The organism is Streptomyces sp. NPDC096048 (genome assembly GCF_044763415.1).
Lineage (GTDB): Bacteria > Actinomycetota > Actinomycetes > Streptomycetales > Streptomycetaceae > Streptomyces.
In genome coordinates this window covers 100,457-115,975 of sequence record NZ_JBIWGG010000010.1, presented here as the reverse complement: position 1 = coordinate 115,975, position 15,519 = coordinate 100,457, and the positions used below count along the sequence as shown (strand labels likewise).

Annotated in this window: 10 protein-coding genes and 1 pseudogene; 4 read left to right on the top strand and 7 right to left on the bottom strand. The window is 68.6% G+C overall.

The genetic code is table 11. The features are described from left to right. Window positions 1-73: 73 nt before the first annotated feature. Window positions 74-793 carry a GntR family transcriptional regulator gene (locus ACIQ6R_RS27145; RefSeq protein ID WP_404224007.1) on the bottom strand — a complete coding sequence of 240 codons (720 nt, stop codon included), beginning with the start codon at window positions 791-793 and terminating at the stop codon, window positions 74-76. A gap of 311 nt (window positions 794-1,104) precedes the next feature. On the opposite strand from ACIQ6R_RS27145, the gene ACIQ6R_RS27140 reads away from it, so the two are divergent. Next, window positions 1,105-1,848 carry a LuxR C-terminal-related transcriptional regulator gene (locus ACIQ6R_RS27140; protein ID WP_404224006.1) on the top strand — a complete coding sequence of 248 codons (744 nt, stop codon included), beginning with the start codon at window positions 1,105-1,107 and terminating at the stop codon, window positions 1,846-1,848. Between the two features lie 160 nt (window positions 1,849-2,008). Here the strand turns inward: ACIQ6R_RS27140 and ACIQ6R_RS27135 are convergent. From ACIQ6R_RS27135 to ACIQ6R_RS27110, 6 genes and pseudogenes are all read right to left on the bottom strand, one after another. Beyond that, window positions 2,009-2,409, bottom strand: a pseudogene (locus ACIQ6R_RS27135) (IS701 family transposase); the annotation flags it as partial. A gap of 44 nt (window positions 2,410-2,453) precedes the next feature. Then, window positions 2,454-4,442 carry an AMP-dependent synthetase/ligase gene (locus ACIQ6R_RS27130; RefSeq protein WP_404224344.1) on the bottom strand — a complete coding sequence of 663 codons (1,989 nt, stop codon included), beginning with the start codon at window positions 4,440-4,442 and terminating at the stop codon, window positions 2,454-2,456. A gap of 127 nt (window positions 4,443-4,569) precedes the next feature. Continuing rightward, window positions 4,570-5,988, bottom strand: coding sequence for an ATP-binding protein (locus ACIQ6R_RS27125; RefSeq protein ID WP_404224004.1), 1,419 nt, complete (start codon window positions 5,986-5,988; stop codon window positions 4,570-4,572). Beyond that, window positions 5,985-6,704 (bottom strand): response regulator transcription factor, encoded by a 720-nt coding sequence (locus ACIQ6R_RS27120; protein WP_404224002.1) that lies wholly within the window; start codon window positions 6,702-6,704, stop codon window positions 5,985-5,987. Before ACIQ6R_RS27120 ends, ACIQ6R_RS27125 begins: the two co-directional genes overlap by 4 nt. Window positions 6,705-6,857: 153 nt before the next feature. After that, window positions 6,858-9,107 (bottom strand): MMPL family transporter, encoded by a 2,250-nt coding sequence (locus ACIQ6R_RS27115; RefSeq protein WP_404224001.1) that lies wholly within the window; start codon window positions 9,105-9,107, stop codon window positions 6,858-6,860. 385 nt (window positions 9,108-9,492) lie between these two features. Then, window positions 9,493-10,470, bottom strand: coding sequence for a LysR family transcriptional regulator (locus ACIQ6R_RS27110; protein ID WP_404224000.1), 978 nt, complete (start codon window positions 10,468-10,470; stop codon window positions 9,493-9,495). Window positions 10,471-10,617: 147 nt separating this feature from the next. Between ACIQ6R_RS27110 and ACIQ6R_RS27105 the strand changes: the two genes are divergently transcribed. From ACIQ6R_RS27105 to ACIQ6R_RS27095, 3 genes are read left to right on the top strand one after another with little or no spacing between them, the layout of a single operon-like run. Continuing rightward, the gene (locus tag ACIQ6R_RS27105) at window positions 10,618-11,772 is read left to right on the top strand and encodes a tartrate dehydrogenase (protein WP_404223999.1); all 1,155 of its coding nucleotides are present in this window, start codon (window positions 10,618-10,620) and stop codon (window positions 11,770-11,772) included. Further along, window positions 11,769-13,442, top strand: a complete 1,674-nt coding sequence (locus tag ACIQ6R_RS27100; protein WP_404223998.1) for a hydantoinase B/oxoprolinase family protein — start codon at window positions 11,769-11,771, stop codon at window positions 13,440-13,442. Before ACIQ6R_RS27105 ends, ACIQ6R_RS27100 begins: the two co-directional genes overlap by 4 nt. Further along, entirely contained in the window at window positions 13,439-15,508 is a 2,070-nt protein-coding gene (locus tag ACIQ6R_RS27095; protein WP_404223997.1) for a hydantoinase/oxoprolinase family protein, read from the top strand. The genes ACIQ6R_RS27100 and ACIQ6R_RS27095 overlap by 4 nt, the downstream gene beginning before the upstream one ends. Window positions 15,509-15,519: the final 11 nt, after the last annotated feature.

Below are 15,519 nucleotides of genomic sequence, written 5' to 3'. Positions count from 1 at the left end.
GGAGGAGGGTGAGGCGCGTATGAGGCTATGTGCTATAGCATCAAGAGGAAGGGGTAAAACTCCGGCGGCTCTCCTAGTGCGAAAAGCGCGCCGCGAGCAGAGAGGAGCTCGATGACCGGCTGTGTGCCTTCATCAGTTCCTCCGCACGGCCGCCGTCTCCGGCGGTGATGGCGTCGAGGATGGCGCGGTGCTGGTGGTAACGCGCTTCCACGGCGCTGCGCCGGTCACCGCCGACGTCGGACAGGACGGTATCGCGCCGTTCGTCCGAACCGAAAGCATCGACCATCTGTAGCATCTGCAGCAGGGTCGCGTTCCCGCTGGCCCGGTTCACCAGCGTATGGAACTCCTGCATACAGTCAAGGATTTCCTCGATCAGCTTCCGCTCGTCGTCGCTGCCCGGGGCGAGTGGAAGTGCCTGGACGCGCATCTGGTCGGCTCTGTCGAGGACGCTGCGCATTTGCCGTGTCTGTTCCGCGGTGGACTTGTGGGCGGCCAGACGCGCGGCCAGGGCACGCAGCGAGTCTCCAATCATGGAGAACTCCCGCAGCTCCTCCTCCGCATACTTGGCGATGCGCACAGAGCGGGGCCCGGTCCTTTCCACGAGCCGGTCCTGCTCCAGGCGGCGCAGCGCCTCGCGTACGGGTGTCGCGCTGATGTCCAGGGACTCGGCCAGGCCACGTTCAGTCACCTTCTGGCCGCGTTTGAGGACGCCCGACACGATCGCCTCACGGATCGCCGCGTATGCCTGGTCGCCCAGGGTCGCGGAGACTGTGAGCTGCGGAAGCTGTGCCATAGCAATACCGTATTTGCTACAGCAGAATTGTCAACCGGTTACGACCTGACCAATTCAACTGAACCGCCGGCGCCAGGTGACGGCTTCGCCGTAGGCCGCCGGGCCGGGGCGTGTCCTGCTTGGAACGGCCCGTCTCGTCACGGCACCGGCGCAGCGGGCTCGCGCAAAGCGCTGTGCTCGCGGTCGCCGCGCCCCTTCTTCCCGCCGTCCGCGGCGCAACCGTCAAGAAACGCTCAGCTCCATGGCCGGGCGACCGTCAAGTGCGCGGGGAATGATCGGTCGTGTCATCCCGGTCGGGGAGGAATCCGGTCATGGCTGAGTTCTGGACCGGGCGGGCCATGACGGAAGGTCTGCCGAGCCGAAAAGAAGGACTCGTGAACAAGGTGATTGTCGCAGGTGGGCCGTCTCTCGTGCGGGCCGCACTCGCCAAGGTGATCGATGCGAGCCTCACCATGAGGGTGGTCGGCGAAGTCGCGCACCGAGACGACTTCGAAGACCTGCTCGAGGCCGGGGCCGATCCGGACCTGGTCCTGCTTGACAGCTCCATCGACACGGGGAGACCAGTCGACTTCACTGGTCTGATCCGGGAGGTCCGCGCCGTGGCTCGGACGGTCGTCTTCGGCGTCCCCAGTGCCCAGGAGGTCGACGCCCAGGTGCGCGCCGGTGCTACGGGCATTCTCACCGCCGACGTCAGCGCCTCACAGCTCGTCTCGGCGTTGGAAACGGTGAGCAGGGGTGGGCTCGTAATCGCCCTGGGAACGGTTCCGTCCGTCGACACGGCCTCGCCACAGGTCGTGCCCGAGCCCACCCGGGACCTCTCCGCCCGAGAACGTGAGGTCCTCACCATGCTTTCGAGGGGACAGGACAGCGCCTCCATCGCCCGCGACCTGGGGCTCAGTCCGCTCACTGTGAAGACCCACATCACCCGCATGCTCGGCAAGCTCGGCATGCGCCAACGCGGACAGCTGGTCGCCTTCGCCTATGAAAGCGGCCTCATCGTCCCCGGCAGGACCCACACCAGCTTCATCGGAGACGGGCTGCGAGCAGCCTCGTAGCGTCGTGAGGGCGCACGAGGACTGCCTCGGGCTCGGGCTCGGCTTGGTGCCGGCGTCGGTGCCAGGTCGATCAGTGCGGGATGTGCTCGGCGAGGGCGGGCCGGCGGTAGGTGAGACGGATGATCAGTCGGCGTATCTGGGCGAGGCTGAGGTGGATGAGCTGGAAGCATTCCTCGATGGTCAGCGGCTGTCCGCGACGCGGATCGGGTCCCGAGTGGTCCGGGCGGGGTAGCAGGCGATGCAGTACGAGCTCTTCTGCGGGCGGGCGACGCCGCGGCGGGCGATCACCCCGTGCCGGCGGTCGTGCCGGTGCCAGGGCCGCACTTCGACGTGTGCCCAGTCGTGGATCCGCAGGCCGTGAGCCTCCGTGCCGCAGGAACGCCGCTTGCATTTCTGCCTGGCAAGGTTGTCGAACACATCGTGGAGGGGATGACCGATCGCCCAGCCGGTGAGCATGGTGTCGTGCCGGGTGGTGGCCATGACGTGGAGGACGTCCGCCCGCTCCAGCCCGGACCGCCAGCCCTTGGAGAAGCCGTAGGCGGCATCCGCGCTCACCGAACCAGCGACCGACCTGACCATCAGCCACGGCAGGCACCGCTGCAGTACTAGGTTGTGCGCCGGTGCCCGGACCGGCGCCCAGGGGCGTTCGGCTGGCGTGCTCCCTCGTACATCTCCTCGATCAGGTTCTGGTACTCCTGCTCCACGACCGGCCGCTTGAGCTTCAGGCTCGGCGTGATCTCCCCGTGCTCGACGTCGAGGTCGCGGGGCAGCAGGCGGAACTTCTTGATGGTCTGCCAGCGCTGGAGACCCTCGTTGAGCTGCTTGACGTAGCCGTCGACCATCTCGACGGTCGCGGGCGCCGCGACGATCTCCGCGTACGGCTTGCCCGCCAGGCCGTTCTCCTCGGCCCACTGAGTGATCGCGATCTCGTCGAGGGCGATGAGCGCGGTGCAGTAGTTCCGGTCGGCGCCATGGACCAGGATGTTGGAGACGTAGGGGCAGACCGCCTTGAACCGGCCCTCCACCTCGGCGGGCGCGATGTACTTGCCGCCCGAGGTCTTGATGAGGTCCTTCTTGCGGTCGGTGATGCGCAGGTAGCCGTCGGGCGAGAGCTCGCCGATGTCGCCGGTGTGGAACCAGCCGTCGGCCTCCAGCACCTCGGCGGTCTTCTCGGGCAGCTTGTGGTAGCCCTCCATGATGCCGGGGCCGCGCAGCAGGATCTCGCCGTCGTCCGCGATCCGCGCCTCGGTGCCGGGCAGTGGCTTGCCGACGGTGCCGGTGCGGTAGGCCTCGCCGGGGTTGACGAAGGACGCGGCGGAGGACTCGGTGAGGCCGTAGCCCTCCAGGATGTGGATGCCGGCGCCCGCGAAGAAGTAGCCGATGTCGGGGGCGAGGGCGGCCGAGCCGGAGACGCACATGCGGAGGTTGCCGCCCAAGGCCTCGCGGATCTTGGCGTAGACGAGCTTGTCGGCGACGGCGTGCTTGGTGCGCAGGCCGAAGGGGGCGCTCGCGTTGCCGGTGCGGCGGAAGTTGTCCTGGGTGATCTTGGCGTACTCGCGGGCGATCTCGTCGGCCCACTGGAAGATCTTGTACTTCGTGTCGCCACTGGCCTTCGCCTTGGCGGCGACACCGTTGTAGACCTTCTCGAAGATGCGGGGCACGGCCGCCATATATGTCGGCCGCACCACCGGCAGGTTCTCGGTGATCTTGTCGAGGCGGCCGTCGACGGCGATGGTGTGGCCGGTCTCGATGTGGCCGGAGGTGAGCACCTTGCCGAACGCGTGGGCGAGCGGCAGCCACAGGTACTCCACGTCGGTCCTGTGCAGCAGTCCGGTCGCGCCGATCGCCTTGGCCAAGTAGGACCAGTTGTCGTGCGTCAGGCGGACGCCCTTGGGACGGCCGGTGGTGCCGGAGGTGTAGATGAGGGTGGCGAGCTGGTCCTTGGTGATCTCTCCCACCCGCTCCTTGACCAGTTCCGCCTCTCTTTCCAGGCGGCCCGCGCCGAGGGCCTCCAGTTCGGCGAGGCTGAGCACCCACTCGTCGTCCAACATGGCGCCGTTCGGGTCGATGACCACGACGCGAGTGAGTTCGGGCAGTTCGGCACGCATCTCGACCGCCTTGGCCACCTGCTGGGCGTCCTCCGCGATCAGCACCCGGCTCTGCGAGTCGGACAGGATGAAGGCGGACTCGTCGGCATTGGTCTGCGGGTAGACCGTGGTGGTCGTGGCGCCGGCACACATGATGCCGAGGTCGGCCAGAATCCACTCGATCCGGGTCGAGGCGGCCAGCGCCACCCGCTCCTCGGGGCGCACATCCAGTTCGATCAGGCCGGCGGCGATCTCGTACACCCGCTTGGCGGCCTGGGACCAACTGACCGACCTCCAACCGTCCGGACCCCCAGCGGAGGCCGCTGGAACCGGATGGCGATAGGCCTCGGCGTCCGGTGCGGCCGCCACACGTTCCAGGAAGAGACTCGCGACGGACGGCGGGCGGTTCTCGGTTCGTGCCTGTATGTCGTGCACGACATCCTCCGCGAAGGACGGGGCCCGGTGAAGGGGTGGGTGGGGAGGTGTCCGGCCGTCGCCGGACGTCATCGTGCTGGGGCGGTCGCCGGAAGACCTGGCCGGGCCGAGCCAGCCGGTCAGGTGCTGGTCACAGCAGGGCCGGTTGCCAGGGACGGCGGGCGTGGGGTGCGGCGGCCGCGACTCCGCGGTGCACAAGTCATTGCGGTAGGCGGTTGTAGGGGAGTCGGACCGTGACATTGGTCCCGACACCCACTTCTGACTGCACGGTCACCCCTCCGTGGTGAGCGTGAATGATCGCCTCCACGATGGCCAGACCGAGACCGGAACCGCCGTAGGCGCGGCTGCGACTGGCTTCGGCGCGCCAGAACCGCTCGAACACGCGGGGCAGGTCCTCGGGGGAGATCCCGGGGCCGTCGTCGATGACACTCAGCATGACATCCTTCCCGTTGAGGGTGAGATCGACTCGGACAACGGTCTGGGGCGGGGTGTGCTGGACGGCGTTGCCGACGAGATTGCGCAGAACCTGCTGCAGGCGGGCGGCATCACCGATGACCGGTGCGGGTGGGGCGGGCGCCATGGCGATGTCGCGTTGGGGATAGATGATCTGAGCGTCGTCAACCACGCCGGCGGCCAGAACGGTGAGGTCCACGTGACCCTGCTCCACGGGGCGGCCGGCGTCCAGGCGAGCCAGCAGCGCGAGGTCCTCCACGAGCAGGCGCATTCTCCCTACCTCGTTCTCGATGTGCTCGAGTGCGTTCTCCAGGCCCGGGCCGGACAGGCCGCCCTGGCGGTGCAGGTCGAGCCATCCGGAGATGGTGGACAGCGGGGTGCGCAGTTCGTGTGAGGTGTCGGCGGCCAGTGAGCGAACGGTCGCCTCCGCGCGGGCCTGAGCGTCGAACGCCCGGTTGACTGCCTTGGCCAGCAGGTCGGCTTCGCTGCCGTTGCGGTGGGTGGGAAGCCGCTCGGTCAGAGAGCCCGCCGCGATGGCGTCGGCGCTGTGGGCCATGCGGGCGAGCGGGCGCATACCGAGGCGCAGAACGATCACGGACAGCGCCAGCAGCAGGAGTAGCGTGGCGCCGATCAGAGCCAGTTGGCGTTTGATGAGGGCGTCGGTGGTGGCGTCGTCGACGGACGTGTCGATGGCGAGGATGACAGCTGCCGGGGCAACGACGCCTTCGACGGGGCCGCGGTCGATCTCCAGGCCAGGGCTGGGGATGCGTACGGCGCTGAGGTCACCTCCGTCAAGTGTGACGATGGTGCCGGCCGGTGCCGTCACGCTGAGGGCGGCGAGTTCCTCGGCGGCCCGGGCCGCCGAACCGGTGCTCAGCAGGACCGTGTTGTCCTGGTCGACGCCCACTGTGCCCAGGGGCGAGCCGAGGAGAGCACCGAGCTGGTCGGCATTGGCGGTCTGAGGCCCCTGGTTGATGACTCGGGTCAGACGCTCGGCGTTGGCTTCGAGCGTCTCCTGGCTGCGCTTGTCCAGGAAGCCCTCCAGCAGGAATGCGCTGATCAGGGCGCTGGAGATCAGGCCGACGACCAGAAGGACGGCCAGCCCGGCGAGCAGGCGCAGACGGACGCTGGAGAACGCCCAGGGGAGGCGGCTGCGGAGTGTCACGTGCCGGACTGCTCTCGCAGGACGTACCCCACGCCGCGGACGGTGTGCAGCAGCGGCGTGCGGCCGTGGTCGATCTTGCGTCGGAGGTTCGAGACGAACCGCTCGACCACAACGGAGTCGCCGCCGAAGTCGTACTGCCATACGGCCTCCAGGATCTGAGCGCGGGAAAGCACCTGGCCCTGGTGACTCATCAGGTAGTGCAGCAGGCGGTACTCGGTGGGGGAGAGCTCGATGAGTCGGTCGGCGCGGCGGACCTCGTGGGCCAGGTCGTCGAGCTTGAGGTCGCCGCAGCGCAGGCGCGTCTCCTCGGCAACGGGGGCCCCGCTGCGGGCCCGGCGCAGGAGCGCCTGCAGCCGGGCACCGACCTCGACGACGCTGAAGGGTTTGGTGACGTAGTCGTCGCCGCCCAGGTGCAGTCCCCGGACGCGGTCTTCGACGGAGTCGCGGGCGGTGAGGAAGAGCACGGGTACATCGATGGCGCGGGCGCGCAGCAGCTGGAGGATCTCGAAGCCGTCCGCGCCGGGAAGCATGACATCGAGGACGATGACGTCCGGCGGCTGGTGAGCGACCTGAGCGAGGGCTTCACTCAGGTCGCAGGCCACGTCGACGTCGAATCCGGCGAACTCCAGCGCTGAGATCAGCAGGCGTCTGATACCGGGGTCATCGTCGATGACGAGGACGCGGTCGGCCGTGCCCGGTGCGTTGACGGCGTTCATGTGTACTCCTGGTGGCGGCGACGGCCGCTCGATGTCTGCCGTTGCTACCGGTGTAGCGGGCGCGGGTATTCCGGTATCCGCTTCGCTGATCATCGTGTCACAGGCTCACAGGCTCACAGGCTCACAGGCTCACAGGCTCACAGGCTCACAGGCTCACAGGCTCACAGGAGTGGATTCCTTGACGGGGGTGTCGGGTGCCGTGGTCCGGGGAGCATGGAAGTTCTCGCCCTCGACGTCGATATGGGGCAGTACTCGGTCCAAGGGGCGCGGCAGCTTCCAGGCCCGGTCTCCCAGGAGCGCCAGGGCCGCCGGCACCAGGGTCATACGGACCAGGAACGCGTCGACCAGGACTCCGAAGGCCAGCGCGAAGGCGATCGGCATGATATCCGCGTCTCGGGAGAAGAGGAAGCTGACGAACACCGAGATCATGATGAGTGCGGCGGACGTGACCACGCGGGAGGCATTGCGGGCTCCGTTGATGATGGCCGTGCGGGCGTCGCGGTGGCGGTTGTAGTCCTCCCGCATGGCAGAGACGAGGAAGACCTCGTAGTCCATGGCCAGTCCGAAGAGCACGGACATCACGATGATCGGCACGAAGCTGGCCACGGGCCCCTCGCTGGGCACGCCCAGCGGCCCGGCCAGCCATCCCCACTGGAAGACCGCGACGGTGGCTCCGAAGGCGGCGCCCACGGACAGCAGGAACCCGATGGTGGCCTTGATGGGAATGGCGACGGACCGGAAGGCGACCATCAGCAGAAGCAGGGAGAGGCCGACAACGACGATCACGAACGGGACAAGGGCGCCGCCGAGCTTCTCCGAGACGTCGATGCTGACCGCGGTCATGCCGGTGACGGCGACGTAGCTCCCGCTCGACTGGGCCAGTGGCTCCATCAGGGTGCGTAGCTGGGAAACAAGGTCACTGGTCTCCTGCGACCGCGGCCCAGTCTCAGGAATGATCTGGATCCGCGCCGCCCGTGTGTTCTGTGCAACGTCCACACCGCTCACGTCCGCGATGCCCTGGACCTCTTGGAGTGCGTCCTCGACGGCGGCGGCCGTGGTGTTGACGATCGCCGGGTCGTCGTCCTCGACGAGCACGACGAGGGGGCCGTGGGCGCCAGGGCCGAAAGCGCTACTGATCATGTCGTAGGCCTGGCGGCTTGAGCTGCCGGGGGCGCTGGAGCCCTCGTCGGTGAGCGCCAGCTTCAGCTCCATGGCAGGAACGGCCAGGGCGACGAGGGTGACGGTTCCCAGGATCAGGTTGCGCACGGGGTGGCGCAGAACGCCTTGGGTCCAGCGCACACCCATGGTGGGAGCCTGGCCGCCGTGGACGGCCTGCCCGTGGCGCCTACGGCCCAGAGGCAGGAACCTGCGGCGCCGGGCGGCGGATCGGGGCGCCTTGGGGATGAGCCTGCGGCCGGCCATTCCCATCAGCGCGGGCAGCAGCGTCACCGCCGTCACCACGGCGACTGCGACCGCTCCGGCGGACGCCAGGCCCATGGACGTCAGCATCGGCACACCGGCGACGGACAGACCCGCGAGCGCGATGAGGACCGTGGCTCCGGCGAAGACGACTGCGCTGCCCGCCGTGGCGGTGGCCCTGGCGATGGACTCCCGCACGGGCACGCCGGTGCCGAGCTGGGCACGGTGACGGGACAGGATGAACAGGGCGTAGTCGATACCGACGGCGAGCCCCAGCATGATCGCCAGAGTGGGCGCGTTGTCGGAGACGTCGAACACCGTGGCCAGACCGATCATCCCGGCCATCGTGCCGACGATCCCGAGAACTGCGGTGATCAGGGGAAGGCCCGCCGAGAGCAGCGACCCGAAGGTGATCACCAGGATCACCAGGGCGACGCCCAGTCCGATCAACTCGGTGGGGCCCACGGGCGGATGCGAGGTCTCGTACGGCTCACCGCCATAAACGGTCCGCAGACCGGCCTGCTCGGCGTCGCTGCCCGCCGCCGTCACCGCGTCCAGCGTGCCCGTCGGTACGTCGTCCTCCTCCTTGGTGGCGAAGGTGACCTGCGCCACCGCAGTCCCGCCGTCCGCGGAGACGGTGCCGCTGTCGGACGGGTCGCTGACCTCGCTCACCCCCCGGACCTGGCCCATGGCCTCCAGTGTTGCCTCCAGTGGCCCGCGCAGGTCAGGGTCGGTCACCTTGCGGCCGGACGGCGCCTCGAAGACGATCTGCGCTGACTGGGCGTCCGGTTCGGGGAAGTGCCGTTCCATCTTGGTGAGGGCGGTCTGGGCCGGCGAGCCTGGAATGGAACTGCTGTCCGAGAAGGAGCCGGCGAAGGACAGCCCGAGACCGACTACCGCACCGAGGGCGAGGACCCACCCGATCAACACCGTTCGCCACCGGCGGGCGCCCAACGAGCCCAGCCGGTACAAGAGCGTAGCCATCAACGATTCCTCACTGTTAGGGAGACGACTCGTCACATCCTGGTGAGAGGACTTGACGGCCACCCCACGGCGACCTTGAGGGTTCCTTGACGGTTCCCCCCTGGTGCTGTCAGGTGCGTCGGGCCGAGCCCGGAACGCCCCCGGACAGGTCGCCACTGGGCGGACGGGTCGGCGGCTCACGCGGTGGCAGGGAGGGCGCCAGGAGCGGTGTCACCGAGCGAGGCCGTGGCGAGCACGCCTTGTCCAGGGCCCCGCCGGCCGCGCTGCGGGCGTATTGGGTATGAGCCCGGGACTGCCCCATGTCCACGACCGACCCCGAACGGCCTCTGCGCACCGGAGGGGGCCCGGGTGAGGGCGACGGCGGTGGAGCGTCACCATGGGGGCGTCAGACCCTGCCTTGCGGAGTTCCGTGCCCCTCCCGCGCACGCCCCAGCCGTACCGGAAGCCGTGCGGCGAGATAGTCGATGAGCGCGCTGACACGCCGCGGGACATGTCCGTCCTCCCTGGTCAGGGCGTAGATGTCGGCCGCCGGCGTCGGCACGTGCGGCAGTACCTGGACGAGCTCGCCACGCACCAGATGCGGCCGGACGTGCCACTCCGAACGCATGATCACGCCACGACCTTCCAGAGCCCAGCCGGTCACCACCGCACCGTCGTTACTGGACAGGCTGCCCTGGACGCGGACATGTTGCGGACGGTCCGCGTCCCCGAAACGCCACAGCGCGAAGTCGCTCTCGTTCTCCCGCAACACGATGCAGTTGTGGTCGGCCAGATCCTCGATGCCGGCCGGGGTGCCGCGCTCAGCGAGGTAGGACGGTGACGCACAGGGGATGCGCCGGTTCCTGGCCAGGCGCCGCATGCGCAGCGAGGAATCGGGCGGCATGCCGACGTGGACGGCCACGTCGAAGTCACGCCGATGGGGTCGCAGGGGAAGCGCGGAGGTCTGCATCCGGACGTGCAGTCCCGGATGGGTCGCGGCGAATTCGCCGAGAAGCGGCGCGACGTGCGCACGGCCGAGACCAAGCGTGGCTTCGACGACCACGGACCCGCGCAACTCCCCGGCCCTCTCGGAGATCGTGTCCTCGAGTTCACGCACCTGGTCGAGGATCACCTCCACACGCGCCGCGTAGAGCTCACCCTCCGAGGTCAGCGCGAGCCGGCGGGCGCCCCGCTGGACGAGCCGGACATCGAGGCGGCGCTCCAGTGCGCGCAGGCGCTTGCTGACGACGGGCAGGGAGCAACCGAGCTCCCGTGACGCGGCCGTCAGGGTCTCACTCGACGCGACCACGTGGAAGAACTGCAGGTCATCTGCGAATGAATGGTTCTTGGACCAGGCGCGACCAGAGGATCCATGGGTTTCCACAGGAGAAAACATACCTTTCCAGTTTCGCCCTTGTAACGGGTGTCACTGCTGGCCAAGGTAGGGCCAGTCGCGCCGTGGCCGGAACACTTCGATGGAGTGTCAGCCCTTGAGCGAGCGCATCGATCACACAGTCTGAGGAGTGAATCCGTGCCGCACACTTATCGCATCGCAGCGATTCCCGGCGATGGGATCGGCCGGGAGGTCGTACCGGAGGGCTTGAGGTGCCTGCAGGCCGCCGCCGAGGTGTACGGCTTCACCCTCGACGTCACCGAGTTCGACTTCGCCAGCGCCGACTACTGGCTGAAACACGACATGATGCTTCCCGAGGACTGGCGGGACGCACTCGGCTCCTTCGACGCGATCTTCTTCGGTGCCGTCGGATGGCCCGAGGTGGTCCCCGACCACGTGTCGCTCTGGGGCAGCCTGCTGCAGATGCGGCGGGGGTTCGACCAGTACGTCAACCTGCGTCCGGTCCGGCTGCTGCGCGGTGTGCGCAGCCCCCTGCGCGGTCACCAGCCGGGGGACATCGACTTCTATGTCGTCCGTGAGAACACCGAGGGCGAGTACTCCAGTATCGGCGGCCGCATTTTCGAGGGCACGGACCGCGAGACGGTGGTGCAGGAGACGGTCATGACGCGGACCGGCGTCGACCGGGTTCTGCGCTATGCCTTCGAGCTTGCCGCAGGCCGACCGGGCAAGCATCTGACGTGGGCGACGAAGAGCAACGGAATCTCGATCTCCATGCCCTACTGGGACGAGCGTGCCACCGCGATGGCCGCTCAGTACCCCGATGTGACCGCAGACAAGGACCACATCGACATCCTGACCGCGAAGTTCGTCCTCCAGCCCGACCGGTACGACGTAGTTGTCGCCAGCAACCTCTTCGGTGACATCCTCTCCGACCTGGGTCCGGCCTGCACCGGAACAATCGGCATCGCCCCCAGCGCCAACATCAACCCCGACCGCACCTTCCCGAGTCTTTTCGAACCGGTGCACGGATCGGCGCCGGACATCGCAGGACTGGGCATCGCCAACCCGGTCGGTCAGATCTGGAGCGGCGCCATGATGCTCACACACCTCGGCGAGCACCAGGCGGCCGCGCGCATGGTGGCCGCGATCGAGAGCGTCCTTGCTGAGCAGCCCGCAGCGGCCACGCCCGACCTCGGAGGTACGGGAACCACTGTGGGACTGGGCAAGGCCATCGCGGCCCGTATCGCTGACGAGTCATTCACGGACGACGACGGAGCGGTGACCGGCGAGCAGACCGGCCACACGGTCAGAGAGGAGATCGCAGCGTCATGACCAGGCCCGTCACCGATCCTGTCGGCCTCGAAGTGCGGTGGGACCGGCTTGCCGCCGCCACCGACGAGGCAGCCTCCACCATGCTCCGCACCGCCTTCTCCACGATCATCCGGGAGTCCAACGACTACACGGTCGTGCTGATGGACCGCGTCGGCCACACTATGGCCGAGTCGCGGGCCGGCATCCCCGCCTTCGCGGCACTGATGAGTTCACTCACCGCGCTGGTCCTGGAGAAGTACCCGGCCGATGAGTGGGAGGACGGCGACTGCGTCATCACGAACGACCCGTGGATCGCCACCGGGCATCTGCCCGATATCGCCATGATCACGCCGATCTTCCACCAGGGCCGTCTCGTCGCTTTCGCGGGCACTGTGGCGCACTCACCGGACATTGGGGGAACACCCTCGATGAGCACGACCGACCTGATCTCCGAGGGCATCCTGATTCCGCCGCTGCGCCTGTTTCGCGCCGGACGGGTCGAGCAAGGCGTCAAGGACCTCCTGCTGGCGAACGTACGCCTGACCGACCAGGTGTGGGGTGACCTGGAGGCCCAAGCCGCAGCGCACTCCGTGTGCCGTCGGCGTGCACAGGAGTTCCTGAGCGACTTCGGTGAGCCGGACTTCGAGGGATTCGCGGCCCAGGTCCACGCGGTGAGCGATGCCGCCATGCGCGCAGCGGTGCGAGAGCTGCCCGACGGCGTCTACCACGCGGCCCTGGACGCGGACGGCGTCGAAGGTCATCCCACGCACATCGAGTGCGCGGTGACCATCCGCGGCGACGAGGTCGAGATCGACTACACGGGCAGCTCGCCCCAGGTGCCCTTCGCGACCAACTCGACCTTGAACTACACCCGCGCCTACTCCATGAATCCGCTCAAAATCGTGCTGGACCCCTCCACCCGGACCAACTGGGGTTCCTACCGGTCCATCTCGGTCACCGCACCGGAGGGCACGATCGTCAACCCCAGGTTCCCCGCCCCCGTCGTGGCACGGCACCTCACCGGACACCTCCTGTCCTGCGCGCTTTACCAGGCGCTGGCCCCCGTGCTGCCCGACCGCGTCATCGCCGACAGCGGAGGCGCGCCCGCCCTGCGGGTCCGCTTCGACGGTGTCGGTGACGACGGCCGGCCCTTCAGCCTCATGCTCTTCGCCAACGCGGGTATGGGCGCCTCCAAGGAATCGGACGGACTCTCCACCACCGCCTTCCCGACCAACTCGGGCAGCGGAAGCGTCGAAGCCCTTGAAGCCGCGTCTCCGCTGCACTTCCTCCGCAAGGAACTGCGTGCCGGATCCGGTGGCCGGGGCCGTCGGCGCGGAGGCCTCGGCCAGGACATCGAGGTCCGCAACCCCACGAGCCGGCCGGTCCAGATGGTCCTGCTCGGAGACCGCGAGCAGCACCCGGCGCTCGGTCTGGCCGGTGGCGGGCCGGGCGCCACGGCCCAGGTCGTCCTCGACTCCGGCGCACGCGTGCCGCTGAAATCGATCTCCCGGCTGGCTCCCGGGTCCTCCGTGGTGATCTCGTTCGCCGGCGGTGGCGGGTTCGGCAACGAGAAGGAGCGCGAGCCCCACCTCCTGATCGCCGACGAGACCGCCGGGTACACCCTTGCGGCCACCGAACCGCTCACAGTTCAGACGGCAGGCGGAAGCGCCCGTGAGGAGGCAGGCCGATGAGCCGCACGGTACGGATCGGCGTCGATGTCGGCGGAACGTTCACCGATCTGCTGCTTCACGACCCGCGCCGAAATCTGATCCGGCCGGGAAAGCTGCCCACCACACCGAATGCCCCCAACGAGGCGATCACCGCCGGCGTGGCCCGTCTGCTGGGGGAGACCGCCACGGCGCCCGGCGACGTGGCGGGCATCGTCCACGGCACCACGCTGGTCACGAACGCCCTGCTGGAGCGCACCGGAGCTGTGGTCGGCCTGCTGACCACCAGCGGGTTCGGTGACGTGGTCGAGATGGGCCGGGAGGTCCGGTTCGACACCACCGACCTGCACGCCCGGCCGGCCGAGCCACTGGTGCCCCGCCATCTCCGGCGCGGCGTTCCCGGTCGGGTCACCGCCGACGGACGCGAACTCGAACCTCTCGACGAGGGCGCCGTCCGTACGGCCGTGGACGACCTGGTGGGCCGTGGTGCCGAGGCCGTGGCCGTGGCCCTGATGCACTCCTACCGCAACGTCGCGCACGAGCACCGGGTACGGGACCTGATCGCGAGCCGGTATCCCGAGCTCCCGGTCACCCTTTCCAGCGATGTCGCACCGGTCATCGGCGAGTACGAGCGGACCAGCACCGCCTGCCTCAACGCCTATGTCCAGCCCTTGATGGCCGGCTACCTCGACGACTTGCGTGACGATCTGATCGGCATGGGGATCGACGCGCCCTTGCGCATCATGCTCTCCGGCGGCGGCGTCACCACCATCGAGGACGCCAAGCAGTTCCCCGTACGGCTGCTGGAGTCGGGCCCCGCGGCCGGTGCCATCGCAGCGGCCGCCGCCGCCCGGGCCCTGGGGGAGCGGGACGTCGTCTCCTTCGACATGGGCGGCACGACGGCGAAGATCGCGGTTGTGCAGGCGGGCCGGCCCCGGCTCAAGCACGATTTCGAGGCGGGACGCGTCGACAAGTTCAAGCCTGGCTCCGGGCTGCCGGTGCGCCTGACCGTCGTCGATATGATCGAAATCGGTTCGGGGGGCGGCTCGATCGCGGCACCCGACTCCCTAGGACTGCTCAAGGTGGGCCCGCGCAGCGCGGGTTCCGTGCCCGGACCCGTCGCCTACGGCCGCGGCGGCGAGCAGCCCACGGTGACGGACGCCGACCTTCTGCTCGGGTATCTCGACGCGGAGAGCTTCCTGGGCGGCGAGATGAACCTATGTGCACGCGAGGCCCACAAGGCGATGACGCGTGAGGTGGCGGGACCGCTGGGACTGAACACCACGGATGCCGCCGCCGGGGTCGTGGAGGTGGTGACCGAGAGCATGGCGGCAGCGGCCCGCATGCATCTGTCCGAGCAGGGCAAAGACCCTGTTGGCTTCGCGTTGCTGGCATTCGGTGGAGCCGGACCCGCACATGCCTACGGGCTGGCGAAGGCGTTGAAGATCTCCAAGGTCATTGTGCCCATGCGGGCCGGAGTCATGTCCGCCTGCGGGCTTCTGGCCGCCGCTCCCACGGTCGACGAGGTGCGCAGTTTGCCCGCCGCGCTGACCGACACCGAGTGGGACCGGGTCGGCGCGCTCTACGACGAGATGATGGTCCGTGCGACAGGAACGCTCCGGCCGACGGATCCGGAGCTGATGCAGGCCCGCCGATCGGCCGACATGCGCTACCTCGGCCAGGGATTCGAGATTGAGGTGACCCTGCCCGAACAGGACCTGGGCCCGGTGGGTCTCGAGCGTATCCGGGCCGCTTTCGAGTCCACCTACCGGGCGGTGTTCGGCCGCTCCCTCGACGGAGACGTCGAAGTCGTCAACTGGCGGCTGTCGGCCCAGTTGCCCGGCCACGAGATGTCGACGGGGGGCGGTTACGGGCAAGGAGGCGAGGCGGCCCGCGGCGTCCGGTCGGTCTACTTCTCCGGGCATGGGCTGCTCGAAGCCACGGTGTGGAACCGCTATGAGCTCACGCCGGGAACCGAGATAGAGGGTCCCGCGCTCTTCGAGGAACGCGAATCGTCCTGCTCCTTCGGCCCGGAGTTCCGGATCAAGGTCACCGACGACCTGACGCTCGTGGCCGAGGCCGACCTATGAGGCGGCGGGGA

Excerpts from the sequence above, each read along its gene's own strand:
- ACIQ6R_RS27100 (WP_404223998.1), top strand. The coding sequence starts at position 11,769 with ATGACCAGGCCCGTCACCGATCCTGTCGGCCTCGAAGTGCGGTGGGAC.
- ACIQ6R_RS27145 (WP_404224007.1), bottom strand. The coding sequence starts at position 793 with ATGGCACAGCTTCCGCAGCTCACAGTCTCCGCGACCCTGGGCGACCAG.
- ACIQ6R_RS27120 (WP_404224002.1), bottom strand. The coding sequence starts at position 6,704 with ATGAACGCCGTCAACGCACCGGGCACGGCCGACCGCGTCCTCGTCATC.
- ACIQ6R_RS27130 (WP_404224344.1), bottom strand. The coding sequence starts at position 4,442 with ATGACGTCCGGCGACGGCCGGACACCTCCCCACCCACCCCTTCACCGG.
- ACIQ6R_RS27140 (WP_404224006.1), top strand. The coding sequence starts at position 1,105 with ATGGCTGAGTTCTGGACCGGGCGGGCCATGACGGAAGGTCTGCCGAGC.
- ACIQ6R_RS27115 (WP_404224001.1), bottom strand. The coding sequence starts at position 9,107 with ATGGCTACGCTCTTGTACCGGCTGGGCTCGTTGGGCGCCCGCCGGTGG.
- ACIQ6R_RS27095 (WP_404223997.1), top strand. The coding sequence starts at position 13,439 with ATGAGCCGCACGGTACGGATCGGCGTCGATGTCGGCGGAACGTTCACC.